The organism is Vibrio tasmaniensis, assembly GCF_024347635.1.
GTDB lineage: Bacteria > Pseudomonadota > Gammaproteobacteria > Enterobacterales > Vibrionaceae > Vibrio > Vibrio tasmaniensis.
Genome location: NZ_AP025510.1, coordinates 1590917 through 1617825 on the forward strand (window position 1 = coordinate 1590917; position 26909 = coordinate 1617825).

Here is a 26909-nt window from a genome sequence, read left to right on the forward strand (position 1 = left end):
ATGCGTTGAATGGTTTTTAAAATCTTATTTTCAATAATAATTTCGCCAAAAACACCCAATTTGGTTTTGGGGTATTTAGAGCTATCGGGGGGGCTTGAAGTTTAATAGGATAGGTGGCTGTCATGGTATCAATGACAGCCGTGCAGTTGCATAAGAAACCTATAGCTGTACAAGAAAACTATCGTTGTACAGAAAAGTTACATCGGCAGGTTTAAAAACTCATTTTGATACAGCTTATTTGCCAACCTATCGCGAAGTTTAGTAGGAAGGAATTTCATTCGATTGATTTGTCTTACCAACTCTTGTGCAAAGCTAGGTGTTTGTTTCATGTTCATCACACAACCCATAAGATTGATACTCTGCGCATCAAGCAGCTTTTTCGCTTGTTCTAGGTGATGACTTGACGTTTCACCATAGGCGACAACCATCAATGTGCTGTCACAGGCACTCGCAACAGACTGCGCAGGAATGTTGCCTTTGTTTATGTTGAGAAGCGGAGAGGTGTCGATGATGACTCGATCGTATTTCTCTAACCATTTATTCACCACTTTTTGTAACGTAGTCGGATCTTTATAAGCCAATTGTGTTGATGCAACTTGAGGTGCTGGGACTCCGATAAACGTACGATGAGACTCAACATGTTCAATTAACTGTCCCTGTTGATTGTCTTCCAACATGTTCAAATCTTTAAAAGCAGGATTGTATAAATTAAGGTCAACATAAAGCGTAGAATGACCGGCAAGAAGAAAGCGCTCGGCTAATGCAGTTGCAATGGACGTTACCCCGTCACCTGAGTGGCAGGCGGTCACGCAAATCGATTTCTGTCCGTTAAGTTCAGAAGCTAGATACAGTTGTTCTACTTCTGCTTGGATTGCTGAAATAGTCATTATAAAGCTCCTATTAAGACGATCATTGTTGTTAGACGTAATATGTCTTCTAGACCTACACGAGCTTTTTCCATAAAGCTCTCTCGGCGATCTGGGATGTAGATAGTGTCACCAGCGCGCAGTACTGGTAGGTTATAAATGTTGGCTGTTTTGCTGAATTCAACAAGGTCGAAGGTACGAGCTTGACCTTGGCAACAAGACATATTCACAATGGTAATTTTCTCTACGTAAGCATTGTCGGTAGGGCCTGCCGCTTCTGCCAATATATCTAGAATGGTCATGTTGTCGTTGAACACATAACGACCTGGGTTGTTAATCGCACCAAGCACACGAACGGTTTCTTCTTTCGGTGTGTCTAACCAGTTTTTACCTTTCTCTGGGATATAAATAGTGTCACCGGTGGTTACGTTTGGCAGTAGTGATTCATCACCAGTTTCAAAGTACAGCGATAAATTGAGTTTGCTTACTTTAGAGTAGGTTTTATCGCGATGCGTTACACGAACGTTGTGGATATCGGCGTCCTTAGTAGGCCCGTCAGCTGCAGACAAAATGTCAAGAAAGTGCATGTCTTTGGTGAAGCGGTAACGACCGGGAGCATTAACTTGTCCAAAAATGTAAATCGAAGCATCAGAACTTTGGCGAACCCACTGTGACTTATTGTCTGAAGGGTCTTGTGGTAAGTCGTGAACGCGAACGATAGAGCCTGCACGAATTTGCGGCATCAAATCTCGTGGCGCACCATTTCTGATGAAATCATCAAGATTAAACACAACTAGCTTTCTACCGGTCACAACTTCAATTTTTGATGTATCAGCGCGTAGCGTAGGGCCGCCGACGTGTGCCAATAATCCCATGAAGTTCATTTCATCTGACCATTCAATACGACCAGGTCGATTCACTTCACCAATAACGTTAACCGCTCTGTCTGGCGCGATCTTCAACCAAGACTTCTCGTTCATGTCGGTTTTCTCTGGAACGAAAATAGCGTCACCGGCTTTAATATTCGGTGGGTTAGAGTTAGGCAAGCCTTCAGTGTAAGCCGCTAGATCGAATTTAAGTACTCGACCATCCGCTTTGATTACGCGTATTTGACGCGACTCTGCAAATCGAGTGGGGCCGCCAGCATTAGCAAGGATATCCATGAAGGTCGCGTCTCTCTTTCCTTCAAAAGCACCGGGAGCGGCTACTTCACCCATAACGTAAACCATGTTTGCGCCGGATTTGATCTCTTCTTCTTGCTTCGGCACAAAAATGGTTGCACCCGGGCGTAAGATTGGAAGTAGGCTTTCGTCACCAGAATCTAAATAACGTTTAAGATTGAACAGCGTCGGTGTGTTATTTGAAATCACACGAATTTGCTCAACACTGGCATAGCGAGTTACGCCGCCCGAACGCATTAGTACGTCGACAAGGTCGGTGTTCTCTTTATAAGTGAATGACCCCGGTGCATTTACCTCGCCAAATACTTTAATGGAATTACGAGAATCTGCACTGTCGCCAGAGTTAGCAAGCTTGGCAGCGTCAAACTCTTGCTCGATGTTACCGACTAGTGGAGAAGCAGGAACAAAAAGCGAATCCAATGATTGCAGAGTAGGTAATGTTGATTCATCGCCTGAATCAAGGAATCGTTTGTAGTTAAATTCTTTATTATCCGCGCCTCGCTTAAGAATCAATTTGTCCAGTTGCGCGCCTGGGCGTAACCCACCCGCAGCGTAAAGCGCCATTTGGATACTTGAACCTAATGCCAGTGTGTATTCGCCAGGCTGTTCTACATAACCTTGAACGTAAATAATGATTTGTTGTTCTTTGACGTACACCGAAGCGTTAGAAAGATCTTTATAAGCGGTTGCCAGTGATTCTAGAACGACTTTGTTAAGCTGCTCACTGTCATAACCCGCAACGAATACGGCGCCCACTTCAGGAAGGGTAATGCGGCCACGTTTATCCACTTGGAACCCTGTGTTTAACGTACTTTCACCGGGTACGTTAACTTGGATAAGGTCACCGACTTGAACCGCGTCTGAAAACTCTTCGCTCGCATTCACGACATTCGTAAAGCTTAGCGATAGGGTGATGATAAAAGCGATCAATAATTTCATAATCCACCTCCCATTTTCTCGGCATTTTTAGGGGAGATAACTTCGATGCTGACTCGACGGTTGGTTAAATGGGTACCGTCTGACTCACCTTCAAAAAGAGGAACGGTTTCACCAACAGATACCGCTTTGATTCGTTGAGCACCTAAGCCAAAAATAGTTAGGTAGCGTTCGACTTGTTTCGCTCGTCCAAGTGCTAACTTATCGTTGTATTCTTCGGCACCCGTTGCATCAGCGTGGCCGGTAACAACAAGGTCTAGGGATTTATGTTCTTTCAACAGGTTGGTCGCTTCAGCAAGTCGCCCCATGTACTTTGGGTTAACTTCGGTAGAGTTCTCTGCAAATTGGTTGTCAACATTAAGCAGGTCATACAACTGTTCGATAACCGACAATTGCATTCTAAATTGGTTTTCATTTTTTGGTGGTTCACAACGGGCTTGAGAGGTGACGTAATCGAGTTGGACTTCAAGTTCGTTTAGGCGTTTTCTTTGGATGACTAGGTCGTTGGCCGCATCTAGAAGCAAACCACCTTGTAGTTCACGAGCGATACGATTTTGCTTCTCTATTGCTTGCACAACAGCAGCGGGGAAACACCAACGAGCACCTTCTTGTATCAAAGCATCTAGGTGCAATTTAGCGAGTTGCCAATCAAAACGTAATCCATGTTCTGGCCCAAGAGGCTCGTCTGGCATGACAGGAGAGAAGTCTGAGTTTTGATAGTTGATAGAATCATAACTTTCAGCCAAACCCCCTGTGCCTTGTTCAGGATAGCTAGTACAGCCACCCAGAACGAGAGCGGACAGAGAAAGGGCTATGTGGTTTTTCAGTATTTTCATGCCAACGTCCTATGTTTTTACTTTTTATTATTATGTTTTGTTACTTCTAGCTTAGTGGATCTTCATGAATTTGCAGGATTTTTTGAATTTACTGGGATAGCGTGGCCAATACGTAATAGATTCATAATTTCAAGAGGCTGGCCAGTCACATTTTCAAGTCGCATGTTGCGTTCGCGTTCAGTTAGGCGTTTGAACATGTAAACAATCGCGCCAACACCAGATGAATCTAAAAACTCAACTTGGCTAAAATCAACTTCGATTTCAGGGTGGCCGTCATTTGAGATTACATCGTCAATGTCAGTCTGTGCGTCGCGACTACCTGCTGCGTCTAGATCACCAAAAATCGAAAGAGTCAGTGTTGTTGTGTTTAAATCAATTTTACGTAGTTCCATAGCGATATCTCCTTTTGAGTATGTTTGAACAATTGCACTGAATGTGCCAACTTTTATATTGTTATTTTTCAGTAACTTATACTTACCACTGAATCCCATCTCAAATTGAGAAAAGGTGTTTCTCAATTTGAGAACTAAAAATGGGTGAACATTTGAGACTCACAAGCCATTAGTTGTGTGAATGAAAATGAAAGCTAAATAAGGTTGACGTGTAGATCGCATCTTCTCGCAAAGATTGTCTAACTGCGTGTTAGAGCGCTTAGGATTAAAGAAATTTGTCGACCACGACAGTTATCAATACGGAGCAGATGATGAGATTAACCAAACTGGCTTTAGCCACTTTATGGGCGTGTTCGCTTTCATCTCATTCATCCTATTTACCGCCTGACCATCTGGTCCTCGCAAACACATACCAGCAAGGCATTGATGTGTCTGAATACTGGAAGAGTGAAAAACTCGATGGAATTAGAGCGCTGTGGGACGGACAACACCTTTATACTCGAAATGGGAATCGCATTTACTCACCGAAGTGGTTTACAAAAAACTTACCGAAGGTACACCTTGAAGGGGAGCTCTGGGCAGGAAGAGGAAAGTTCCACTTAGTCCAATCTACCGTCCTCGACCACACACCTAGTGATGCTGCGTGGCGCCAAATAGACTTGATGCTGTTTGATATGCCAGGGGCTACTGGCGATTATCAAAAGCGCTATTACAACATATTGCATTGGGTAAGTGTGATTGGAGAAGCTCATGTCAGCTACATCGAACATGTACCGATTCAAAATGAAGAAGCTCTGTTTTATCAATTAGACAATGTCGATGAACGTAATGGCGAAGGTTTGATGCTCAGAAAGATCACCAGTCGTTATCAAGCAGGACGAAGTAATGACCTGTTAAAACTAAAAAGGCATCACGATGCCGAAGCCACAGTTATTGGCTACAAAGGCGGGACAGGGAAGTATAAAGGGATGATGGGTTCGATTTTGGTTCACACAGAAGAAGGGGTTGAGTTTTATATTGGAAGCGGGTTCAGTGATCAAATGAGACTTGCGCCGCCTGAGATCGGCAGCCGTATTACCTTTCGCTACAATGGCTTTACTCAAAATGGAAAACCCAAGTTTGCGCGCTTCGTTAGAGAGAAAAGTGAATATTAAGACACACTAATTTGCCTGCTAAAACAAACGTTCGCGCCCTAAATTTTACACCCTTAAACGAAAAGGAGCTCTGAAAATCAGAGCTCTTTTTGTATGTAATAACGGAGATAGCAGTTTAGCGAGTACGAATCTAACGAGAGCTAAATTCTAACTGCACATCGTCATCTTGTTTGTGCATCCAGTGCAGACGCATACCTAGCATAATAGCTGCTGACGTCAGACCGACAATGAACCCAACCCAGAAACCGTGCGCGCCCATAGGCTCAACAATCCAATCTTTCATTCCTAAAATGTAGCCAATAGGCAGACCAAGCAACCAGTAAGCAACGAAAGTAATGTTGAAGATCGAACGCATGTCTTTGTATCCACGCAAAGCCCCTGCAGCGATAACTTGGATTGCGTCAGTACATTGATAAACTGCAGCGAACAAGAGTAATTGCATTGCAACAGTAATTACCGCCGTATTCTCTGTGTACAGTAACGAAACTTGCTCTCTGAATAGTACCGTTAATGTAGCTGTCATTAAGGCTGTGACTAAACCAACAATGATTCCCACGTGTGTCGCTATTTTCGCTCCTTCAGTGTTGTTTTCACCCAACTTATGGCCAACACGAATACTCACGGCGGCACCGATACTCATTGGTATCATAAATATCAGTGACGAGAAGTTAATTGCAACCTGGTGTGCGGCGACAACCAAAGACCCAAGAGGGGCAACCAACAGAGAAACAACAGCGAATAGCGTCACCTCAAAGAAGATAGCAGCGGCAACTGGAAAGCCTAGTTTAAACAAACGAATTTGTGCTTTGAGCTGAGGCTTGTGGAACGTACCGAAGATGTTGATTTTAGCCAAACGCTTTGATGTTAAAACGTAAGCAAACAGCAATCCGAACATCACCCAATATACAATAGCCGTTGCAACGCCACAGCCAACACCACCAAGAGCAGGGGCTCCAAGTTTTCCGTATACGAACATCCAGTTTAGCGGAATGTTTAATAGTAAGCCGATAAAACCGATCACCATGGCAGGCTTAGTTAAAGACATGCCATCAGTAAAACTTCTCAATGTTTGGAACAGCAAAAACGCAGGCACAGCAAACATCACCGCGTTCATATAGCCAATGGTCTTTTCCGCCATAAGTTGCTCAATGTCCATCCATTCCAATATCAGTTGTGTCTGAAAAAGTACGCCAATGATTGGAAGGGAGATGACGAGCGCTAAAAACGCACCTTGTTGAATCTCAAATGGAATTTTTACTTGTCTACCAGAACCATGAAGTTGTGCAACGACAGGAACCAACGCCATCAACAGACCCACACCAAATAAAATTGATGGTAGCCAGATACTTGCTGCAATCGAAACCGCCGCCATATCGATAGCACTTACACCACCGGCCATTACGGTATCAACAAAACCCATTCCAGTTTGTGCAACAGATGCGATCAATACTGGGGTCGCAAGTTTGATTAGATTCGAGGATTCTTCTTTGTAACGATGCACAAACAACTCCAAATAAGAGGGAAAATTAGAATAATAGTGTAGGAAAGGACATTCTGAAGGAATCAGAGACAATGATCTTAAGCTTCCACTGGACGAATCATAAAGAAATGTCACAATAACTGCTATGAAAAACTGTTATTAGGGCGTGTTGATCTTTCGAGCTGATTTTTGCAGCGAGTTGCTGGGTATTTTTACAAGGCAGAGGCTTTGATGTGTAGCTAGCCTACATGAGAAGCCGATAACGTAGTAAAAATGACCAGCAAACGCTGCCCGAAGGGTTCGGCTAAAAACGTTTTACTCTTTGTTGAGGGAGATTTGCTTAGGATGCTAGGCTACTTCCCCCTCGCCGCGATTAAAACGCTTTTATCTCGAACAAAATTTAACCGCGAAAGGTCAACACGCCCTAGAATGCTAAATAGGAATCTTATGTTTACAGGTATCGTTCAAGGCATGGCAACACTGGTTGCTATAAACAAAAAAGAGTTGTTTCAGACTCATACCATTGAGCTAAGAGACGAAATGGTTGAGGGATTAGCGATTGGTGCCTCAGTAGCTCATAACGGTTGTTGCTTAACGGTAACGGAAATTTCAGGAAACCACATTGCTTTTGATTTGATGCAAGCCACATTGCGATTAACGAACTTAGGCCAACTGAATGTTGGTGATAAAGTGAATGTTGAGCGAGCAGCAAAATTTGGTGATGAAATTGGCGGGCATAGTATGTCTGGCCACATTACGTTGATGGCGAACTTAGTGGATGTGATCAAGACTGAAAACAACCGCACGCTTTGGTTTGAGTTGCCACAAGAATCAATGAAGTATGTATTGAGCAAGGGTTATATTGGCGTTGATGGTTGTTCATTGACGATAGGTGAAGTGGAAGAGAACCGTTTCTCTGTACACTTGATTCCTGAAACACTAAATCGTACTTTGTTTGGCAGCCGCGAAGTAGGGGAACAAGTAAATATTGAGTTTGATCCTCAAACACAAGCGATTGTTGATACTGTTGAGCGCGTGCTAGCGAACCAGAAGTCGTAGTATCGGTTCATCAATAGCACTTGCCCTAAAAGCGTTGACTAAGTAAAAGTCGAAGATATTAAAAAGAGCACATCAGGTGCTCTTTTTTGCGTTTTGGCTTGGTCTATGAATAGCTTTCATTTTATATCAACAAGCAAAGGCAAGGCTCAGAAAACTTGTTCATCATCTGCATCAATCGAGAGATGGATTCTGTCTCTCAATTCATCAACCTGCATGTCCAGATGAATTGCATTGCAACATGCAGGGCAATCGTCGTAAAAATCTTGGCTCCCATTAGATGCATCCAGCGTTATGCTAATTGCATGACCACAATGGGGGCAAGAAACATGTTTCTCTGTGTATTTATGCATGGCGAATTATCCTCACTGTAACTTGCACTAATCGTAGTAGCTTGTATAGATCGTAATGAATAGTGATATGGAACGTTGCACTTATATCGATCGCAGTAACTAGCTGTGATTGGTATTAAACGGCCTGTATCTTCTGAATACACGCCTCAGTTTGTGCTAAATACTCGCCGCCAAATTGATTGCAGTGGTTGAGAAGATGATACAAATTATAAATGTCTTTCCGATCAGTATAGCCAACGTCGAGGGCACTGACGCTCTGGTAACCTTCATAAAACTCTTTAGAAAACCCTTCAAACAGTTCAGTTAACGCTAAATCACATTCATGATCGCCCCAATAACAAGCGGGGTCGTAACAGATGGGTCCAAAGGCTGAGTTAGCAACGTTACCGTTCCAAAGGTCGCCATGAAGCAAAGAAGGGCGAGGGTTGTGGCCTGCAAGACGCATATTCACTACATCAACAATGTCATCGATATCACCGAATTCGATGCCTTTTTCTTTTAACAATTGCAGTTGAAAGCCAATGCGTTGCTCAGAGAAAAAGCGCCCCCATTTCTTATGCCAAGGGTTAGGTTGAAGGGTGCTACCAATATAATTGTCTTGGTCACAACCAAACTCTTTCTGTTCGCCCCATTGATGCAATTGGGCAAGTTGAACGCCAAAGTCATAGCTATTATTGCTTGTTTCAAGCGGCTTGGTTGGCAAGTAATTGAGAATAATGAATGAGCACTCTTTGGTTTTGCCAATCAGTACCAACTCAGGCACATAAACGGTAGAAGTTTCTCTTAACAAGCGTAAGTTCTCAGCTTCAATTTCAAACTTAGGTAAAAATTCTCGCTGGTTCACTTTTACAAAGTAGCGTTCATTACCATCGCTGATCATATAGCAATCGTTAATGTCACCACCAGAAACCTTGGTTCGTTCAGTAATCTGAAAGTTAAATAGAAGAGTATCTGAAAGTTGTTGAGAAATGGCCTGCCACATAGGAAATCCTCAAAGACTGAAAGTTAAAAAAATTGAAGGTTATGAATACTGTTTGTTTACTAGCAATAGTTTAGGATAAATCTGAGCAATTTATAGACGCACTCGTCAATGTTCTTATCTCTTCTTCACTGTATGTAGAATCAATTGGCTGATTTGTGAACTCGAACTGATTCAAGCCCTTTGAAATACAAACAGAAATCAAGAACAACGTAGTGGAATAATTTGGAACTAATCTCACGGCGCGATAACTTTTATACAAAAGAATTGAAGAAATAGGTTGGGATAATCTTCAGCTATATTTGACGAGCGTTCAGTGTAGTTACGGCGTTTTGATTGTTATTTAAGCTCATAATGCTAACTCGGATCAATTTAATACAGTTTTTAGTAATAAAGAGATGACAAACAGATCCATATACATAGTATTAGGCAGGTACATATTAATCTGCTCTAGAGCTTAAACGGAGATTTATTGTGGTTGTAGAAACCGATGGCTATTTAGCTTTGATCGAACACTTATCATTTAACTTGGATGTCTTTACTAATACTAATGGCGATACAGGCAATGAAAGTGTAGAAGACATCATCACTGACATGATATCCACGAACATCATGGCTATTTTCGAGCAAAACCCAGAGTTACATTCGAGCGTTAGATTTCAACTTTTGAAAGAAGCGGATTCAGTGGTAGCTGATTTAGGTGAAGTTTTAGCTGGTGTCTGGGCAAAGAAAGCGACTAACGAACAAATAGTATTCCTAGATGAATACATCGCATTAGTGAAAAATCTGTTTGATACTGCTGTCGCTAAATACGACTAACTATTTATTTGTACATTTACCGTAGTAAACAGTGATAGGCGTTTAAATCGCTATAAACGCCTAAAGTGCCAAAATTTAGAAGCCCAATAAGGGTTATCCAATCTCGATATAATGACACCTTTCGATGTCGAAGCATGTAGGAATTGATTGTTTCCTAAATATACACCCACGTGTCGTACCGTCATCGATGTTTTGAAAAACACCAAGTCACCACTTATTGCCTGTCCATACGCTATTTCCTTTCCCTTTTTAACTTGATCTTTTGTGGTTCTCGGCAAGGCTTGCTGGGTTGCAGTTTGCACTGCGATTTGAACGAAAGCAGAGCAATCTACGCCTCTAAATGATGTCCCACCGAAATGATATGGCACACCTTTCCACTGTTCATACACACTCATATACGCATTAGTCGTTGATTGCTCTAACTTTGACAGAGGCTTGTGTGCGGTTTGACTAAGCTGAGAAGGGGATGGCGTCGAGCTACAAGCAGCCAATGTTGCTAAAGTTATTGTAACTACAGCCATTTTTCTGAATTTCATATGTAACTCTTCTGACAAAAAACTGAAATATAAACGTCATCAAGGACTTCTAGTATACGAACTAACTTAAGGATATCTTTTTTCGTAGTCAAACTGGATTTCACATGCCCGACACAAATTTATCAATAAAACCTTCACGTTATACATTCTCGCTCATTCAAACCGTCACCGCTGTATTTATTTCCATTCTTTTACTCGTCATCTTTTTATCTTTGGTCAGTATCCGAGGCGTCGATCGGGTCGGGGGCCATTTTGAAGCACTTTCAGAACAAGCATTACCTCTCGCATTACACAACGCCGAATTAACACAAAGCGTATTGGAGCAGGTAAAACTTCTTACTTATAGCACCCAATCAACCGACCTCAATACGCTTAACACAACAGGCAACTCGATCGACGTGTTAGTTGCCGAAAGTAACCAAACACTAGAAGAACTCCTCTTCATATCCCAATCTTTTCCTGACGCGATTTCCGTTGAACAAAAACAAAACTTAACCGAGAACATGGCGACCTTACAATTGATGACCAGCCAAGTGTTGTCGTCTCAAATTGAAATTCAGAATAAGCAAAACCTCATCGATGCCCAAGTCACTGAGTTTCGCTATGGTGTGAGTTCCATCGGGCCTGAAATGAACCGTATCAGTTCTTTCCTTGTTCAGAACAACCCAGAGGCTTCCGATGCGGCTAACCGATTCACAGCGAGTGCTTCTGCAATGGCGAACACCTTCCTAATGTTGATGATGCAATCAGACTTAGAAAAAGCGCAAGATGAATACAGAGAGCTTCGAAATCGAATTGCAGGCATTAACCTCGCGTATGATGACTTCTCTGAATGGCATCCAGACATCGTAGAGTTCGCAAGCTTAACAGCGCCTTATGAGATGGTTAAATCTGGCTTTGCAGACAACGGCGTATTAAGACAAATCCTGCAAAAGCTAGAATTTGTTGAGCAACAAGAAGCCGACTTGGCAAAAGTCATTCATCTGGCCAACACCGTGATAGGGATCTTAAATCAACTATCGAACACCGCTTCCATTTTAATTGATGAAAGCGAGTTTGTGGTCAATCAGACAATTGCGACGATAGACAAAGTACTATTTATTAGTGGATTAGTGATAACGGCCATCATTTCTATTTCATGGTTGGTGTTACGTCGCTGGGTGAACAAAGGACTCAGAAACATTACTCAACAAATGAGCTTACTCGCGGAACACGATTTTTCAAAACAGAGTCAATTAGTTGGCCCATTGGAATTGCAAGTTATCGCGTCAAAACTTAATTCTGTTGTCGACTCAACCGCTGATTCGGTGCGTTTGGTAACTCGAAACTGTGAAACGCTTTATCAAACAGCGGAAGTCAGTCACGATGCCGCAGAGCAAACTAACTCAAGCTTACACGAGCAAAATGAATCACTTCAAAACATGATTACCACCATTACAGAGCTTGAAGCATCTATTGGTGAAATTGCACGTATTTCTAACGCCTCAAATGATGACGCCCAGCTTGCTGAAAATGAGTCAGTGACAGGGAGTCAAGTTGTTGGACTTAACCAGCAGCGACTGCATGCATTAGAACACTCTCTAAGCATGAATGAAGAATCGATGGCCGACTTAGACGGACGTGTTAAACAGATTCGCGAAATGGTCGATATGATCAGCGGCATTGCTGACAACACTAACTTACTCGCATTGAACGCAGCAATAGAAGCAGCTCGAGCAGGAGATCAAGGCCGTGGTTTTGCAGTGGTTGCCGATGAAGTCAGAAAACTAGCCAGTGATACTTCTCAGCAAACCACTAATATTCGAAATATGATGAATGAATTGGTGGCAGCCGCTGATCGCTCACGGACGTCTGTAACAGAGTCGCGAAATGAAATGGCGAATGCACTGGAAACCAGTGGAGATGTGAAACAAGCGTTTGAAAAAATCGAGGTGGCGGTTAGCCAGATTAAAGGACGTGTTGAACAAATCATGGTGGCGACTGAGCAACAGGCACGTGCAACGGTCGATGTGACACATTCGATCACTCGTGTTTCTGAACAAGGCGAGAATACAAAGCTGCAACTTGAATCTATGATCGAGAGTTCAGAGCAAGTCGGAGAGATAGCAGGACACCAACAAGCTATGCTTCATAAGTACGTGTTGAAATAAACGAGCGTACTGAGTTAAGCCTGACAGCATAATAGTTGAAGCACTAACAACGCTTAAATTCCTATTGATACAGAAACGGCCTTAGTTTTTCACAAGAATCTAAGGGCGTTTTGCTTTGGTATTAAGCTTGGTTTGTTATGGAGACGCTTTTGTTATTAAGATCGATTGACTCTCAATATAAACTGAGAGTCAACTGAATTCGATCTTAGTCTTTCGTTGTCGGGAATCGAGTAAATGGCTGCCGTAGCATTAAGTCTAACCGTTGCTCTTTACCATCTTGAATCTCAGGAACGCCAATCTGAACGTTATCATGGCCAAGCTTAGGTTGAGCGCGATAGGTTTTGAACCAAATGTCCCACACCGATAAGAAAAAACCAAAGTTTGAGTGCGTTTCCTTAACAATGACCGAGTGATGAACGCGGTGCATGTCTGGTGTCACAATCACTTTTCTCAATCGCTTATCAATCCACAGTGGCAGACGCGCATTGCTGTGGTTAAACATCGCACTGGCGTTAAGAACGATTTCAAAGATGACAACAGCGATGACAGGTACACCAAGCGCGATCACTAAACTCACTTTAATCAGCATTGAAAGAATCATCTCAATTGGATGAAAACGAGTTCCAGTTGTGACATCAATATCTAGATCTGCATGATGAACTCGGTGTAACTTCCATAGCCATGAAACACGGTGAAAAACCAAGTGCTGCAGGTAAATAGCGCAATCTAACAGTAAAACACAGATGAGAATGCTGAGTTCTTTAGGAAGTGACAGGGTATTGAATAGACCCCATTGGCTTTCTTGTGCGATAACCGCCGCTTGAAATGCTGCGATTGGAATTAGAGTGGCTAATAGAAAGCTGTTCAAAGCAACCAACGCAAAGTTATTCCCCCAACGAAACCATTTGCTTTGAGTCAGTGTTTTCCGGGGAAAGCGGTACTCCCAAAGCGCACACAATCCAAAAACGACAATAAAACAAACAAGGCGGAGCAGGGATGGGTCTTGCATGGGTATTCCTTCTATCATTCTAAGGACACTGTAAGTACAATCGTGCCACTTTTCTAGATTTATCGTTATTGTCCATGAGAATCCACGCTTTTCACCGTTTATATCAACATCGTTTATCCATTGCTACTAAGCCGTTTAATGCGCGCGGGTGTAAAGTAGTGCGATGTGAGTTCTGTAAAATAAAACAAGACAGCTGTATCTGTGAACATCAACCAGACGTAAGTACGAACGTCGCGACCATGTTGATCTTGTCAGATAACGAAATATTGAAACCAAGTAATACAGGTCGATTGATTCTCGATACAGTAAAAGACAGTTACGCTTATCTATGGCATCGCACAGAGCCGAATCAGGAAATGTTGGATGTCTTAAAAGATGACAACTATCAACCTGTCGTAGTGTTCCCCGAAGACTATACAGATGACAAATCGCGCGTGTTTCAAAACCTGCCACAAATGCGAGACCCAAACAAAACACTATTGCTGATTTTCATTGATGGAAGTTGGCGCGAAGCGCGACGTATCTTCCGTCGTTCAGAGTATCTGCAAGATTGTTGACGAGTATAAAGCTTATAACGATTTTCATGGGCATTTAGAGGGCGACGAAGCGCTTCGTATTATCAGTCGCTTACTTAAACAAACATTCACAACCAAGAATGACTACCTTTTCAGATATGGCGGTGATGAGTTCATGGCGATTTGCTTCGGACAGAGTAGTGGTGATATTGAAAATAAGGTTGTCACTCTGCGAAAGATGCTAAATGAAGTCAAATTAGCAAACCCTAAAGCTCTCTATGCGGAACAATTAACACTCTCTATTGGTGGGGTTAACGTCGACTTAGCCAGTGACAATGTGGATCGAAACTTCAAAATGATTTGTGATATTGCAGACAAACAGCTCTATCAAATCAAAGAAAATGGCCGTAACAACTATAATTTGGTCGATTGCAGATTACTTAAAGTAGAGCTTGTTTAGTTCAGTTTAGATAGGCATTGTTTGATTCCCCTTTTAGTATTATTACTGCTCTTTCGTTAGTGCAAAGCTGAGCGTTTCCCCCAATAGAAAGAAAGCCCCTGATATTTGGTATCAGGGGCTTTGTCGTTATAGCCTAAGTTCAAAATGTTAGGCTAACGCCTACCATTGATTAAACACGACCTTGCAAAGGAATGATCGTCACCGTTTCACCGGCTTTTACAGTGTCTACCGCTGGTGAAATCTCGATTAGACAGTTTGCTTCGCTCATTGAACGCAAAATACCTGAACCTTGCTTACCCGTCGTTTTCACTTCAAGCACGCCTGATTCATTCATCGAAAACACACCACGACTGAATTCAGTACGGCCTTGGCGTGAGCGCAGTTGTTCAGTCGCTACCGCATTCGCTTTAACAGGTGTCCAGTTAGTTTGACCTTGTAGCTTGCGGATTGCAGGTTCTACAAAGTTAATGAACGACACCATCACGGCTACTGGGTTGCCAGGTAAACCGAAGAAAGGTTTATCTTCAATTTTTCCGTATGCAAGAGGGCGGCCTGGACGCATGTTGATACGCCAGAAGTTGATTTCACCCAACTTGTCTAACGCAAGCTTGATGTAATCCGCATCACCGACAGACACGCCACCAGAAGTCAGAACCATGTCGGTTTCAAGCGACGCAGAGTGCAGTACATCCATCATCTTTTGTTCGTCATCTTCAATGATGCCGTAATCGACGATGTCACAGCCGAGCTTTTGAAGCATGCCAATAATCGTAAAACGGTTCGAGTCGTAGATGGAGTTTGGTTTTTGCTCGCTACCCGGCGCCTGAACTTCATCGCCCGTAGAGAACACGCCCACTTTAACTTTACGCAGGACAGGGCAGGTACCAAAACCTAACGACGCCATCATGCCCATTTCAGGTGCTTCAATGCGGGTGCCACGTGTAAAGACGGGTTGGCCGATCTCTAAATCTTCACCTGCCATACGGACATTTTGTCCAACAGAAATTTTAGCATCAGGGAAGCGAACTTTGTCGCCATCTTGAACGGCTTGTTCGCGCATCACGACGACATCAACGCCTTCAGGCATTGGTGCGCCCGTCATGATCTTAACGGCTTCACCTTGTTGAACTATTTGTTCGTAACTGTGACCCGCCATGACTTCAGCAACGATGTTGTAGCTGTCCAATTCTAGGTCTTCACTACGGATCGCGTAGCCGTCCATTGCCGAATTGGTGTTTTGAGGCACGTTGATTGGCGAGATAACATCTTCCGCTAACACACGACCGTAACCTTGCACTAACTCGACACTCTCTGTTAGATCGAGAGCATCAATGCTCTCAACAATTTTTTGTTGACCTTGCGTTACGGTTAGCCCAGCAGGAGAAAATGAATCACAACACACGGCAGGCGTGTTGTCTTTTGACTCTGAACACGACGCTGTTTTGTTTCTTGTCGATGAAGAGGCGAATGAGTGAGCATATTTGATAATAAAATCACGAATCGCTTCTAAGTCGCTGATCGCCATTTGAGGGAGGTCAGATTCAACTTGGCTATCTGCAGCAATAGCGATGATATTGTCATCGTTTTGGTACAACCAAGGTTTACCCACTTCATCTCGGTGCAATTCAATTTTAGGAAAAGCGATGTTCTTACAGCCTTCAACCAAAATAAGATCAAGTGTGTTGGTATCAAAGCGAGTCAGTAGGTAATCAAAATCAGCTTCGGCTTCTGGCGTTTCTGTCATCATCACGTGACGGTTGCGCGAAGCGATCAGCATTTGATTGGCTCCTGCCTTACGTAGGCGGTAGCTGTCTTTACCTGGCTTATCGACATCAAAGTCATGGTGAGCGTGCTTAAGAACACCGACTTTCAAACCTGCGTTCGTCAGTAGAGGTAATAAAGCTTCCAACACGGTTGTTTTGCCTGTGCCACTGTAAGCAGCAAAACCCAATAGAGGAAGGTTAGGGCGTTGTTTAGAATCATTCATTATTGAAGCGTTCCGAATTGGGTCAGTTCTTCTGGCGTGTTGAGATTTACAAAGCAGTTAGGTGAGTCGCTAAAGTCGACATATTCCGTGACGCACTCTTTGTACAGCAAGATGATTTTACGGTCACCACGTTCCAAAAACGCTTCTAGCTTTGGCAGAACGCGTTTGTGGAATAGGGTAAATACAGGCTGCTTAAATTCGCCATCATGCGCGACAAGAATGTCACTGTCTTCTTTAACTGCAGAACAAAAACGTTCAACAAGATCATCACTGATTTGTGGGCTGTCACAAGGGACAAAGCCGACCCAATCTGTGTTCGCGTTTTTAAGGCCTGCATGGATACCGCCCAACGGGCCCGGATAGTCAGGGAAGGAATCAGAAACAACCGGAGCAAATGCTTGGTAACTCTCTAAGTTACGGTTGGCATTGATAGTGATGCTGACATCTTGTTGTGACAGCTTGTTTATAACGTATTGAATGAGCGGAGAACCGTTGAGCTCAACGAGTCCTTTATCTTTTCCGCCCATACGACTGGCCTGTCCGCCAGCCAAAATAACCCAACTAGTTTGCGTTGGAAGCAGCATAAATATTCTCTTGTGCTTTATCTTTCTGAATAACTTGCAGAAGCGGCGATTCGGTCAAAGTATTGTCTTTGATCCACCATTGCTTCTTACATAAGTCGGTTAACGCGTTAGTTTGGTGACTAGTAATGACCAAACTCGCGCCTCTCTGAAGAAGATCTTCGGCCATAATCACCAATCTTTCAATAGATTCTTTGTCTAAAGAAGCACTTGGTTCATCCATAAGCAAAATTGAAGGCTTAAGAATCCAAGCTCGTGCCATTGCAACGCGTTGGCGCTCACCACCAGACAACACAGAAATGTGCTCATCTGCCAGGGTTTCTAAACCTACCATTCTCAACGCATTAATTATTTGAGCTCGCTTATCTTTTTGACTCTCTTTATTAAAGCGAATGCCATAAGCGACATTTTGGTACACCGAACCATCAAAAAGATAGGGGGTTTGATGCAAGTAAATGATGTCTTTGAATTTGAGCCTAGGGAATAGGCTCTGCTGCCAGCTTTGTGTCGGAGACTGAATGCGGCCAGAACTTGGCTGAATCAATCCAGATAATATTTTAAGTAGAGTCGTTTTACCCACGCCATTATCCCCTTTGAGGTAAATGGCATCGTTAGGGCCGATTGACAATTCAGGGATATGGAACAAAACACGCTCTTTGTAGCGCATTGAAATCTGCTGCGTTGTTATTTTTATACTCATGACAGCGTTCCTAAGTTCTCAAGTAGCCTTTTCCTCTCACACTGGAAAGGAAAAAGTTAAGGGCTAATGCCAATGCTAATAAAACCATACCAAGTGCCACACCTTGAGCGAATGCGCCTTTGTGGCTTTCCATTGCGATAGCTGTTGGGATATTTCTTGTCATCCCCATAATGTTGCCACCAACCATCATTGAACAACCAACCTCAGTGACGATACGAGAAAAGGCAGCGATAGTTGCAGCTAAAAGAGGGAAGCGCGTTTCCCAAATTAATGTACATGCCACACGTGTTGTTGATACGCCAAGCGTGCGCGCCGTTTCAACCGCTCGGCGGTCACTGGCCTGCAGAGCACCGTGCATCATCGCAACTAGGATAGGAAAACAGATCAGCATCTGACCTAAAATCATCGCCTTTTGGGTAAACAGCAATTGCCAATCACCGAGCGGGCCGGAACGAGAAAGCATCATGTACATCAACAAACCAATTACCACGGTAGGAATGGCTTGTAGGGTGTTGATCACCGATAACAATGCCCATTTCCCGGGGAACTCAGTATAAGCCAATAAGAAAGCCAAAAGGATTGCAGGAACAATCACTAATGAGATGGCGGACAAAGATACGCTGAAGGATACTGCGACGATTTGCCACAATTCGTGGTCAAAACTCACCAGTAGGTTCATTGCATCAATCGTTGTTTGCCATAGGGTCATGATGTATCTCGTTTAAAGCGACAATAAGTCTTAAAAAGTAATGCTGATGTTTTGGTAATAGCTGACACTGGATTAATGAAACGGGGTGAGTCAGCTATTCATTCTTTTCGAGTTCACTATTCACCCTGTAAGAATAGTGCAATGACGACTATTCTGCGCTAGCAACAAACAGTTGTTTACCGTGAAGTTTAAAGTCGTTAATTAGCTTCTGACCTTTAGGGTTAACTAACCAATCACTGAATACTTTCGCTGCTTGGTAGTTGATGCTTGGGTAGCGTTCTGGGTTAACAAGAATCACTTGGTAAGGGTTAAATAGGTTTTTGTCGCCTTGGAACAACACTTTAAGGTCAAGTTTGTTTTGGTAAGCCAACCAAGTACCACGGTCTGTCATGGTGTAGCCTTGCATTTCAGACGCCATATTCAGAGTGGGGCCCATTCCTTGACCAACGCTGCGATAGCCGCCGAAGTTTGGCTCCATCTTAGTTTGCGCCCAAATCCCCATCTCTTTCTTATGAGTACCAGAGTCGTCCCCACGAGAAACAAACGTCACGTTGTTGTTCGCGATTGCTTTAAACACATCAGCCACTGCTTTTTGAGATTCAATCTTCGCAGGATCGCTTTGTGGGCCAACGATAACAAAATCGTTGTACATCAGCTTACGAGGTAAAACGCCGTAACCTTTTTCAACGAAATTCGCTTCTGCCTTTGGTGCATGGGTCATAACCAAATCAACATCGCCGTTTTCACCCATGCGAAGTGATTTACCTGTACCTGCTGCGAGAACATCGACTTTAATACCAGAGTCTTTTTCGAACTCAGGTAACAAGTAGTCCAGTAAACCTGAGTGGTAGGTGCTTGTGGTTGTTGCCAATTTGATATGAGTGATGTCTTCTGCGCTACTAGCCGTGTAACTGACGATAGATAGAGCTGCAATAGTTAGAGGAATTGCTTTCATTATTATTATGTCCATTTTGTTATAAATGAATGACATGCCTCCATTTTTAAAGGGCTCGAAGAAGGGCATGTGCATAAGACGCTAATTGCTGTAATTAGGAATCTACACCTTATAAGCAATCTTAATGCCAATAAATAGTGCATCAGATTTCATTAAATTGCTGTTATTTCAAACGAAACTGCGTCATTTACCCCGTTAAAATAAATCAAAACATGAGCTAGGACAAAATGTCGCACATTGCCCCTGTCGTACAAAAGGTTAATTGGTACACTCTGTCCCAACTTTCCCCAGCGGCTAATCATTATGTCTTTACCTAGTTCACCTGCATCGAACCTAAACCCCAGCACATTGACTCAATATCAAGCATTTTCCGTCTTGGTCGTGGACGATGAAGTTGGGATGCAGGCTATTCTAAAGAAAGCTCTGGGTAAGTTCTTTGGCAAGGTATCGAGTGCCGGATCCGTTGAAGAAGCTGAAATACTGCGTTCGAGCGAACATTTTGATCTCATTGTTCTTGATATCAACCTGCCAGGACGCTCTGGTATTGAGTGGGAAGAAGCGTTTAACGACAACGACAAACGTGCTGATGTTATTTTCATGACTGGCTATGCTGATCTAGAGATGACCATATCCGCGCTTAAGCTTGGCGCTTCAGACTTCATTCTTAAACCTTTCAATTTGGAACAAATGATACAAGCTGTACTACGTTGTATGGATAAGCGCCTTGATCAAAGAATGCAATACGCATTGAAGCGTGATGTTAGCCGTCATATCAAGACCGAGTTAATCGGTAACTCAGATAAAACCAAACAGCTTAAATTGCTGATCAGTCAATTTGCCCCCTCTCGAGCATCCGTTCTTATAGAAGGTGAGTCAGGCACAGGTAAAGAGCTAGTTGCACGTGGTGTACATGAAGCGAGTAAACGCACAGGCCCATTTGTACCAATCAACTGTGGCGCAATCGCCCCAGAACTTCTTGAAAGTGAACTATTCGGGCATACCTCTGGCGCATTTACCGGCGCGAAGAAAAACCGTGAAGGTCTATTCAGAGTCGCAAGTGGTGGCACCTTGTTCCTCGACGAAATTGGGGAAATGCCACTACCAATGCAAGCAGCGTTGTTGCGTGTGTTAGAGCAACGCACTATTCGTCCAGTCGGTAGCGAGAAAGAAATTGCCGTTGACGTACGAGTAGTGGCGGCGACTAACCGAAACCTTCAACAAGAGGTCGAAAAAGGGCACTTCCGTCGCGATCTATTCTACCGACTCAATGTCCTTAAAATTGATGTTGTGCCATTGAGAGAACGTCCATCCGATCTAATAGAGCTTGTTCCGTATTTCACTCGTCTTTTAGCAAGTGAACTTAGTGTACCGGTCCCAAACTGGGCGCATGAAGATATTTTGGCGATGAATGAATACGAATGGCCGGGAAATATTCGCGAACTCAAGAACCTAGTCGAAAGGTGCATTCTTTTAGACAAGCCACCAGCGCACTATTGGCGCGAAATTAATGGCGATCCTGCACCCACCAGTATTTCAGTGACGGTGTCACATGGAGCAGAAATACCAAACTTGAATAACGTAGACGCTGCAGAAGGTTACCCGAACACTTGGACACTCAAAGAAGTAGAAAAATCTCATATCGAGCAACTGGTGAGTTTTCATGATGGTAACAAATCCGCAGCTGCAAGAGACCTCGGCGTTGCACGGAAAACGCTAGAGCGTAAATATAAAGACTGGAACACAGAAGGCTCTGAATATGCCGATTAGACGTCATTGGTGGTCAAAGTGGACGTTTCGGTTCAAAACCATGGTGCGTTATCGTCTGTTATTTTTGACGTCAGCGCCGATCATCTTAACTTTATGTGCTCTTGTTGCGATCACTTTGTATTGGTCTGTTCATTATACGTGGCAGGGGGCTTTGATCGATGTTGATGAGCGTTTGGACGTTGCCGACAATAGTATCCATCTAATTCAAAACCAACAGGCCTATAACGTTCAAGCATTCGCTGAGTCTTATAACTTTCGAATCAAACTTACGAGTGATATTTCAAAGGAAGAGCTCACACGTTGGGTTTCTGAAAACAAATCTCGCTATGAGCTCGACTTTTTGCGCTGGAGAAGTGTTGAGAGCATGGGGAAAAAGCGTGAATACCTCGACCTGACACGCAAAGAATCGTTCTTTAGTGTATTGAGCCAAAATGAACTCAACGAGTTAGACCAAAACCTTGCAAGGCAAGCCGAAGTCCCAATGCTCAATAATCAAAACGTTGAAACTCGGGGTTTAGTTAGCCGCACTGTTGTGTCAATTCGAGACAAGAATGATCACGTTATTGGTTTTCTTGATGGCGGGATCCTCCTTAATAACAGCACACAGTTAGTTGATCAGATCAGCAATTTGATCTATCCACAACGTGATGGTTTTAATCGCCGCATTGGCACGGTTACCGTATTCCTTGATGATCTGCGTGTCAGCACTAATGTGCCATTAAGCAGTGAAGACAGTGCAGGGCGCGCAATTGGTACTCGCGTTTCTCATGAGGTTCATTCAAAAGTATTGAATCAAGGGCAAAAGTGGTTAGACCGAGCATATGTCTACGACGCTTGGTACATCACCGCTTACCAACCAATCCACGACCAGTTTGATAACGTTATTGGCATGCTTTATACCGGCTATCTAATCTGGCCACTCGTAGAGACGTATCTGACTAACCTTGGTGAAATCAGCATCACCATCATATTACTGCTGTTAGCTTCAGGTTTGATCGTCCACCGTGGTGCACGCGATCTTTTCAACCCAATTGAACGCATCCATAAAGTTGTAAAGCTAGTCCAAATGGGCCAAGACAAGCGAATCGGTACGTTGGGTTTGGATGATCAACACGAACTTACGTTGCTTGCGAAACAGTTCGACAAAATGTTAGATCTGCTCCACGAGCGTAATCAAGAGATTCAACAAGCTGCGTCTGAACTCGAATGTAAGGTTCATTCTCGTACCGCCAGTTTGAAAGAGAAAACGGAAGAACTCGAACTGCACATCCAGCTTCTCAACCAAGCTAGAGATAAGCTGGTGGTCAACGAAAAATTAGCCGCGTTAGGTGAGTTAACCGCAGGTATTGCCCATGAAATCAATAATCCGACAGCAGTAATTCTAGGCAACGTTGAGCTAATGAAGTTTGAACTAGGTGACGAAGTGGCTCGTGTAGACGAAGAAGTCCACGCGATCATGGAGCAGATCGACCGAATCCGAAACATCACACGAAGCTTACTTCAATACAGCCGACACGGTGGTGTACAAGACGAAATCACTTGGCAACATATCAATCCAATTGTCGATGAAAGTATTACGCTCGTAAAAACAGGCGCAAAAAAGAAAGGCATTGTGTATGTCTCGCAATTGAATGCTAAAACCTCAGTCGAAGTGAACCGAAACCAATTGCTGCAAATTCTAGTGAACCTGCAAATGAACGCGATTCACGCGATGGACGGACAGGGCACATTGACTATCTCGAGTGAAGATTGGGTTGAAAATGGAGTATCTCATGGTGCGATCGTTCATGTTGAAGATGAGGGCTGTGGTATTAAGGAAGAACAACTGAAACGTATATTCTCTCCTTTCTATACCACCAAAAGAGACGGTACAGGCTTAGGTTTGTCCGTTTCTCAAAGTATTTTGAGCCAAACGGGCGGCGAAATACGAGTTGAATCCGAAGTAGGTAAGGGAAGTCGCTTTAGTATCTATCTTCAGCAAAAAGCCACACCCCAGTTATTAGTGTCTAACCTTTAGTCGTTCATAACGCGAATAGAAAACACCTCCGTACTTAAGATAAGTTCGGAGGTGTTTTTATTTATGGCCGTTATTTCAAACGATTACGAGCGTCCAAAACATGAAAACCGTTAAGCCTAATGCGCTGCCACTGAAATCTTCGGTGGGTTGATGTTGTGCTTCTTAAACTCTTTCATCACACGCAGGGTAATGTCGGTTTCAAACAATTTCTCATACGCGGTGTCCACCACATAAGCCTTACACGTCAACTGTATCGCTAGGTAGTTGTCGGTAATCGTCTGTTTAACCAGAACCGTTACAGGCTTTGGCAAGTGTATGTAACGACTTGAAGACGCGGCTTCTTGAATCAAGTCGCGGGCTAGGGTGATGTCTTCATTCATACCGACGTAAAACGGAATCACCACTTGCATGTCCAATGCGCCATAGTTACCACTGGTGGTCACTTCATTTAAGAACTTGTTGTTCGGAATAGTAATGATGTCATCGTTCAGGGTTCTCATTCGTACCGAACGTAAACCAATGGTGATGATGTCGCCGTAGTTGCCTTCGAACGTGACGCGGTCACCAACCTGAAAGGGTCTGTCAATCATCACAGTGATGCCGGCGATAAACGATGCTGCCAAGTCTTTAAGCGCAAAGCCGACCGACACGGCGAGGGTACCACCAATCAAAGCTAAGATTTGGTCGTTGATTCTAAAGCTCATCATGAACACGATAAGACCGGTGCTCACGTAGATAAAGAACTGAGTAAACGATTGCAGTTTTTGTAGCAGCATTCGATATTGCACGAACTGACTACCAAAACTGGTCACTAACGAATTGATGAACTTAAGCAACAACCACATTGCGGCAATAACGATCATGGAGAAGAACACGCCGCTCCATCGCACCAAGCTCGCTATCTTAGAGATGTTTTCTACGTTGGCTAACTCTTCCGTCGCAAAGGTCGGGAAACTGACAGCACTTGCCAAGCCAACAAATAGTAGGATAAATAACTTCTTCATTTTACTTCACCAGTAGATGTTGACGATCAAGAACGTTAGTAATGTGGCGGAACCAGTGCTCGGAAATTCGAGCCTTTTCTTCATGCCAACCAATATAACCACGGCTTTCAAAGTAACGCAGAATCCCCGTTATCTCTGCCGTGCTCAGCTGTGTACATTCAGACAACACTTCCGGCGAAGCGATTTCCAGTTGTACAATAGAACGAAGCACAGCCAACATAGGTTTCGGCATGTTTTCTAGCTCCTGTGCTTCAGGAACATGGAACAAGCGAACCACGGCTTGATCTGTCTCTTTATTTCGGTTCAAAGAGAGTCGGAAGAAACGCAGCGCAACGGTAGGGTTGCCATCAGAGTAGTGCCACAAAATTCGATAGAAACCTTGGCGTGCACGTTCTTCTTCACTCATATCATCTTGGTCCCATTGCTTAGGGAGCACTAAGCCATCAAAAGACAGCGGCTTCTCAAGCTCCGTATTGATACGGCTATTTAGAAGTTCACCCACTTGTTTCTCTGTCCAACGCGGAAGGAAGCACACCAAATCAAACAGCAGACGCTCACCACGCGCTCTATCCACAAATCGCCAACTTGATTTGGCGATCGATATCACGACACGGTGGTTCTTTTTAGAACGACGCAGAAGGTTGGTCAAACGAATCAAATCAGACAGACCGCCAACCATTGGTTTCACCAGTCGTTGAGCGTTATCTATCGCGATAAGGTAAGTGGTATTGCTCTTACGAAGGTGCGCTAATATTTGAATTTCAGTTGCTTCTTCTTCCAAGCCAATGCTCACGGCTAAATGCGCTAAGAGCTCTTGGTAACCCGCGTAAGGGCAGCTTACATATACGGGCTCAGCGTTAGATACTTTGTGCAGCAAGGTATAAAGCAGCGTTGTCGCGCCCACACCACGCTCACCTGAAACAATACAGATAGCCGGGCTGTCTGACATCAAGTAGCGAGACAGTTGCTTAACCTCGTCACCGGCATAGTCAATTAACGTGCTGTCTATATTACCAGGCAGAATGTATTCATAGGTTTGATCGCCTTTGATTCGAACCAAGTTTTGCTGATTCTTATCGAGATCTGACTGCTTAGCCACTTCGATTCTAAACAGATACGCCAAAGCTTGGCTAAACAGCGTGTAGTTAGACAGAAGGGCCATAATTCGGTGTTGGAAGTTGTAAACGCTCAGCCACACGATACCAATGGCTGTCGCCAATATATTAAGTAACAACGTATCCTTACGGTTTACTGCCCAATTCACCCAAACCGGACGGTCAGAGATGTGTTGAAGTGTATCGAAGACCTTCGCTCTCCATAATCGGAGTACTGAAACCGTAACCAATACAAACCAGAAAAACAGAGCACTATATATCCAACTATAAATCGTGCCTTTGCCTAGCGTAATACTTGATATTTGCAGAATCACACCCGCCACGATGAAGCTCCACACGTAACGGCGGATAGTCGATAGGCGCAGCGCGATCACTTCTTGATTGGATGTACGACCCAAACGGTAGGCAAATTCCAAAATAAAGCTGATGGCAATCGAACCACCTAGAATCCACCACGTGAAGATCTCCAGGAAAATCAAATGTTGCAGACTAGGGATACTAGAAAGCACTCTCAATGACAATGTGATGGCAATTAGCCAAGCAATCGCACTTTCAGCGCGGCTGATGTACCAAATGACACGAACCAAGAAAGGAGGATTCGTCTTCGCTTCAAGAAAGTTAATTCGAAACAACTCAATCAAGCGAGTGCTGTTAGCAAGCCACCACACTAAACCGAAATAGATGAACAACACTTTTAACGACGCACCAATCACAGGAACGGGCGAAATAAAGATATCGTTAACTAACGCCTTGAAGCTTCGGATTTGGAAGTATGCAAGATACTCAATATTGAGCTTAGTTAATTCCCATTCTTGCTTAAACTGGGTAACACCATAAGGGCCAAAACCGGTTAAGCGCTCTTTGTTCGCAGAGTTCGTCTGTTCTAGAAGATGTTGTTTACTTACGTTTAAGCTATTCAAAGTGACGTAACTGGTTTGAACCTCAAACCATTGATCGACGTCGTTGTTATCTCTATAAGCTTTTATCTGTTGCTCGAAGATTTTGATTTCCTGCTTTTGAACTCGCAGAACTTCAGCTAACAAGATATTGACTTGGCGTCGGTCCGACGGCTCCATAAAGAGAGGATCGGGTAACGAATCAATTCGAGCATCGAGGTCAACAGCAGAATCGGATACCTGCGGCTGAGATTGTAAGTCATATTCCAAGTTGGCATGACTAGGCCATGAGAGAATGGCTAAAGTGAGGAGTAAGAAGCGCGATAGTGAACGCATAAAAGTCTCTTAGAATTATGAGGTTAGGATTACTATAGTTAGATAATCTTACTTTGTGAAATCCAACCCCGTATCGGGGGCGAGTACTTTATTCCTGTTTCGATCGATTTTGTCATGAAA

The 26909-nt window shown here is 43.5% G+C and carries 23 protein-coding genes and 1 pseudogene; 8 read left to right on the plus strand and 16 right to left on the minus strand.

What is annotated here, in order from left to right:
* Positions 1–197: 197 nt before the first annotated feature.
* From OCV44_RS07340 to OCV44_RS07355, 4 genes are all read right to left on the minus strand, one after another.
* Positions 198–887: a P-loop NTPase family protein gene (locus OCV44_RS07340; RefSeq protein WP_139683928.1), complete on the minus strand. Its 690-nt coding sequence runs from the start codon at positions 885–887 to the stop codon at positions 198–200.
* Positions 887–2986, minus strand: a complete 2100-nt coding sequence (locus OCV44_RS07345) for an SLBB domain-containing protein (RefSeq protein WP_139683927.1) — start codon at positions 2984–2986, stop codon at positions 887–889. Before OCV44_RS07345 ends, OCV44_RS07340 begins: the two co-directional genes overlap by 1 nt.
* On the minus strand, positions 2983–3819 hold the full coding sequence (locus tag OCV44_RS07350; protein WP_139683926.1) for an OmpA family protein: 837 nt from the start codon (positions 3817–3819) through the stop codon (positions 2983–2985). Before OCV44_RS07350 ends, OCV44_RS07345 begins: the two co-directional genes overlap by 4 nt.
* Before the next feature lie 62 nt (positions 3820–3881).
* Positions 3882–4211 (minus strand): STAS domain-containing protein, encoded by a 330-nt coding sequence (locus OCV44_RS07355; protein ID WP_050621341.1) that lies wholly within the window; start codon positions 4209–4211, stop codon positions 3882–3884.
* A 275-nt stretch (positions 4212–4486) separates the two neighbouring features.
* On the opposite strand from OCV44_RS07355, the gene OCV44_RS07360 reads away from it, so the two are divergent.
* Positions 4487–5365, plus strand: coding sequence for a DNA ligase (locus OCV44_RS07360; protein WP_449365440.1), 879 nt, complete (start codon positions 4487–4489; stop codon positions 5363–5365).
* 130 nt (positions 5366–5495) lie between these two features.
* On the opposite strand, the gene OCV44_RS07365 is transcribed toward OCV44_RS07360, so the two are convergent.
* Positions 5496–6866 (minus strand): MATE family efflux transporter, encoded by a 1371-nt coding sequence (locus OCV44_RS07365; protein ID WP_139683925.1) that lies wholly within the window; start codon positions 6864–6866, stop codon positions 5496–5498.
* A gap of 426 nt (positions 6867–7292) precedes the next feature.
* Between OCV44_RS07365 and OCV44_RS07370 the strand changes: the two genes are divergently transcribed.
* Positions 7293–7904 (plus strand): riboflavin synthase subunit alpha, encoded by a 612-nt coding sequence (locus tag OCV44_RS07370; protein ID WP_139683924.1) that lies wholly within the window; start codon positions 7293–7295, stop codon positions 7902–7904.
* A gap of 146 nt (positions 7905–8050) precedes the next feature.
* Here OCV44_RS07370 and OCV44_RS07375 read toward each other — a convergent pair whose 3' ends face one another.
* Positions 8051–8254 carry a CPXCG motif-containing cysteine-rich protein gene (locus OCV44_RS07375; protein ID WP_012603956.1) on the minus strand — a complete coding sequence of 68 codons (204 nt, stop codon included), beginning with the start codon at positions 8252–8254 and terminating at the stop codon, positions 8051–8053.
* Positions 8255–8369: 115 nt separating this feature from the next.
* The gene (locus tag OCV44_RS07380) at positions 8370–9236 is read right to left on the minus strand and encodes a fructosamine kinase family protein (protein ID WP_139683923.1); all 867 of its coding nucleotides are present in this window, start codon (positions 9234–9236) and stop codon (positions 8370–8372) included.
* Positions 9237–9707: 471 nt separating this feature from the next.
* Between OCV44_RS07380 and OCV44_RS07385 the strand changes: the two genes are divergently transcribed.
* A complete protein-coding gene (locus tag OCV44_RS07385) occupies positions 9708–10052 on the plus strand; it encodes a DUF3802 family protein (protein WP_139683922.1) in 345 nt (114 codons plus the stop codon).
* Between the two features lie 50 nt (positions 10053–10102).
* Here the strand turns inward: OCV44_RS07385 and OCV44_RS07390 are convergent, their stop codons facing one another.
* Positions 10103–10588, minus strand: coding sequence for a C40 family peptidase (locus tag OCV44_RS07390; RefSeq protein ID WP_017097841.1), 486 nt, complete (start codon positions 10586–10588; stop codon positions 10103–10105).
* Between the two features lie 104 nt (positions 10589–10692).
* On the opposite strand from OCV44_RS07390, the gene OCV44_RS07395 reads away from it, so the two are divergent.
* Entirely contained in the window at positions 10693–12738 is a 2046-nt protein-coding gene (locus OCV44_RS07395; RefSeq protein ID WP_139683921.1) for a methyl-accepting chemotaxis protein, read from the plus strand.
* Positions 12739–12943: 205 nt separating this feature from the next.
* Here the strand turns inward: OCV44_RS07395 and OCV44_RS07400 are convergent, their stop codons facing one another.
* Positions 12944–13747 (minus strand): sterol desaturase family protein, encoded by an 804-nt coding sequence (locus tag OCV44_RS07400; RefSeq protein WP_139683920.1) that lies wholly within the window; start codon positions 13745–13747, stop codon positions 12944–12946.
* A 68-nt stretch (positions 13748–13815) separates the two neighbouring features.
* Here OCV44_RS07400 and OCV44_RS07405 point away from each other — a divergent pair.
* Together OCV44_RS07405 and OCV44_RS07410 are read left to right on the plus strand one after the other, a co-directional pair.
* A pseudogene (locus tag OCV44_RS07405) lies at positions 13816–14298 on the plus strand (tRNA-uridine aminocarboxypropyltransferase); the annotation flags it as partial.
* Positions 14243–14722 carry a GGDEF domain-containing protein gene (locus OCV44_RS07410; protein WP_246091696.1) on the plus strand — a complete coding sequence of 160 codons (480 nt, stop codon included), beginning with the start codon at positions 14243–14245 and terminating at the stop codon, positions 14720–14722. The pseudogene OCV44_RS07405 and the gene OCV44_RS07410, both read left to right, overlap by 56 nt.
* A 169-nt stretch (positions 14723–14891) precedes the next feature.
* On the opposite strand, the gene OCV44_RS07415 is transcribed toward OCV44_RS07410, so the two are convergent.
* The 5 genes from OCV44_RS07415 to OCV44_RS07435 all read right to left on the minus strand — a co-directional run bounded on the left by OCV44_RS07415 (position 14892) and on the right by OCV44_RS07435 (position 19654).
* Positions 14892–16709: a bifunctional molybdopterin-guanine dinucleotide biosynthesis adaptor protein MobB/molybdopterin molybdotransferase MoeA gene (locus tag OCV44_RS07415; RefSeq protein ID WP_139683919.1), complete on the minus strand. Its 1818-nt coding sequence runs from the start codon at positions 16707–16709 to the stop codon at positions 14892–14894.
* Entirely contained in the window at positions 16709–17293 is a 585-nt protein-coding gene (gene mobA / locus OCV44_RS07420; RefSeq protein WP_139683918.1) for a molybdenum cofactor guanylyltransferase MobA, read from the minus strand. Before mobA ends, OCV44_RS07415 begins: the two co-directional genes overlap by 1 nt.
* A complete protein-coding gene (locus OCV44_RS07425) occupies positions 17271–17990 on the minus strand; it encodes an energy-coupling factor ABC transporter ATP-binding protein (RefSeq protein WP_139683917.1) in 720 nt (239 codons plus the stop codon). The genes mobA and OCV44_RS07425 overlap by 23 nt, the downstream gene beginning before the upstream one ends.
* Positions 17991–18000: 10 nt before the next feature.
* On the minus strand, positions 18001–18699 hold the full coding sequence (locus tag OCV44_RS07430) for an ABC transporter permease (RefSeq protein ID WP_086049425.1): 699 nt from the start codon (positions 18697–18699) through the stop codon (positions 18001–18003).
* Between the two features lie 148 nt (positions 18700–18847).
* Positions 18848–19654 carry a substrate-binding domain-containing protein gene (locus OCV44_RS07435; protein ID WP_139683916.1) on the minus strand — a complete coding sequence of 269 codons (807 nt, stop codon included), beginning with the start codon at positions 19652–19654 and terminating at the stop codon, positions 18848–18850.
* A gap of 303 nt (positions 19655–19957) precedes the next feature.
* Here OCV44_RS07435 and OCV44_RS07440 point away from each other — a divergent pair, with 303 nt between their 5' ends.
* Together OCV44_RS07440 and OCV44_RS07445 are read left to right on the plus strand one after the other, a co-directional pair.
* Positions 19958–21421: a sigma-54-dependent transcriptional regulator gene (locus OCV44_RS07440; protein ID WP_139683915.1), complete on the plus strand. Its 1464-nt coding sequence runs from the start codon at positions 19958–19960 to the stop codon at positions 21419–21421.
* A complete protein-coding gene (locus OCV44_RS07445; protein WP_139683914.1) occupies positions 21411–23438 on the plus strand; it encodes a sensor histidine kinase in 2028 nt (675 codons plus the stop codon). Before OCV44_RS07440 ends, OCV44_RS07445 begins: the two co-directional genes overlap by 11 nt.
* A 116-nt stretch (positions 23439–23554) precedes the next feature.
* Here OCV44_RS07445 and OCV44_RS07450 read toward each other — a convergent pair whose 3' ends face one another.
* A complete protein-coding gene (locus OCV44_RS07450) occupies positions 23555–24442 on the minus strand; it encodes a mechanosensitive ion channel family protein (RefSeq protein ID WP_009846738.1) in 888 nt (295 codons plus the stop codon).
* Position 24443: 1 nt separating this feature from the next.
* Positions 24444–26789, minus strand: a complete 2346-nt coding sequence (locus OCV44_RS07455) for an ATP-binding protein (RefSeq protein ID WP_139683913.1) — start codon at positions 26787–26789, stop codon at positions 24444–24446.
* Positions 26790–26909 lie beyond the last annotated feature (120 nt).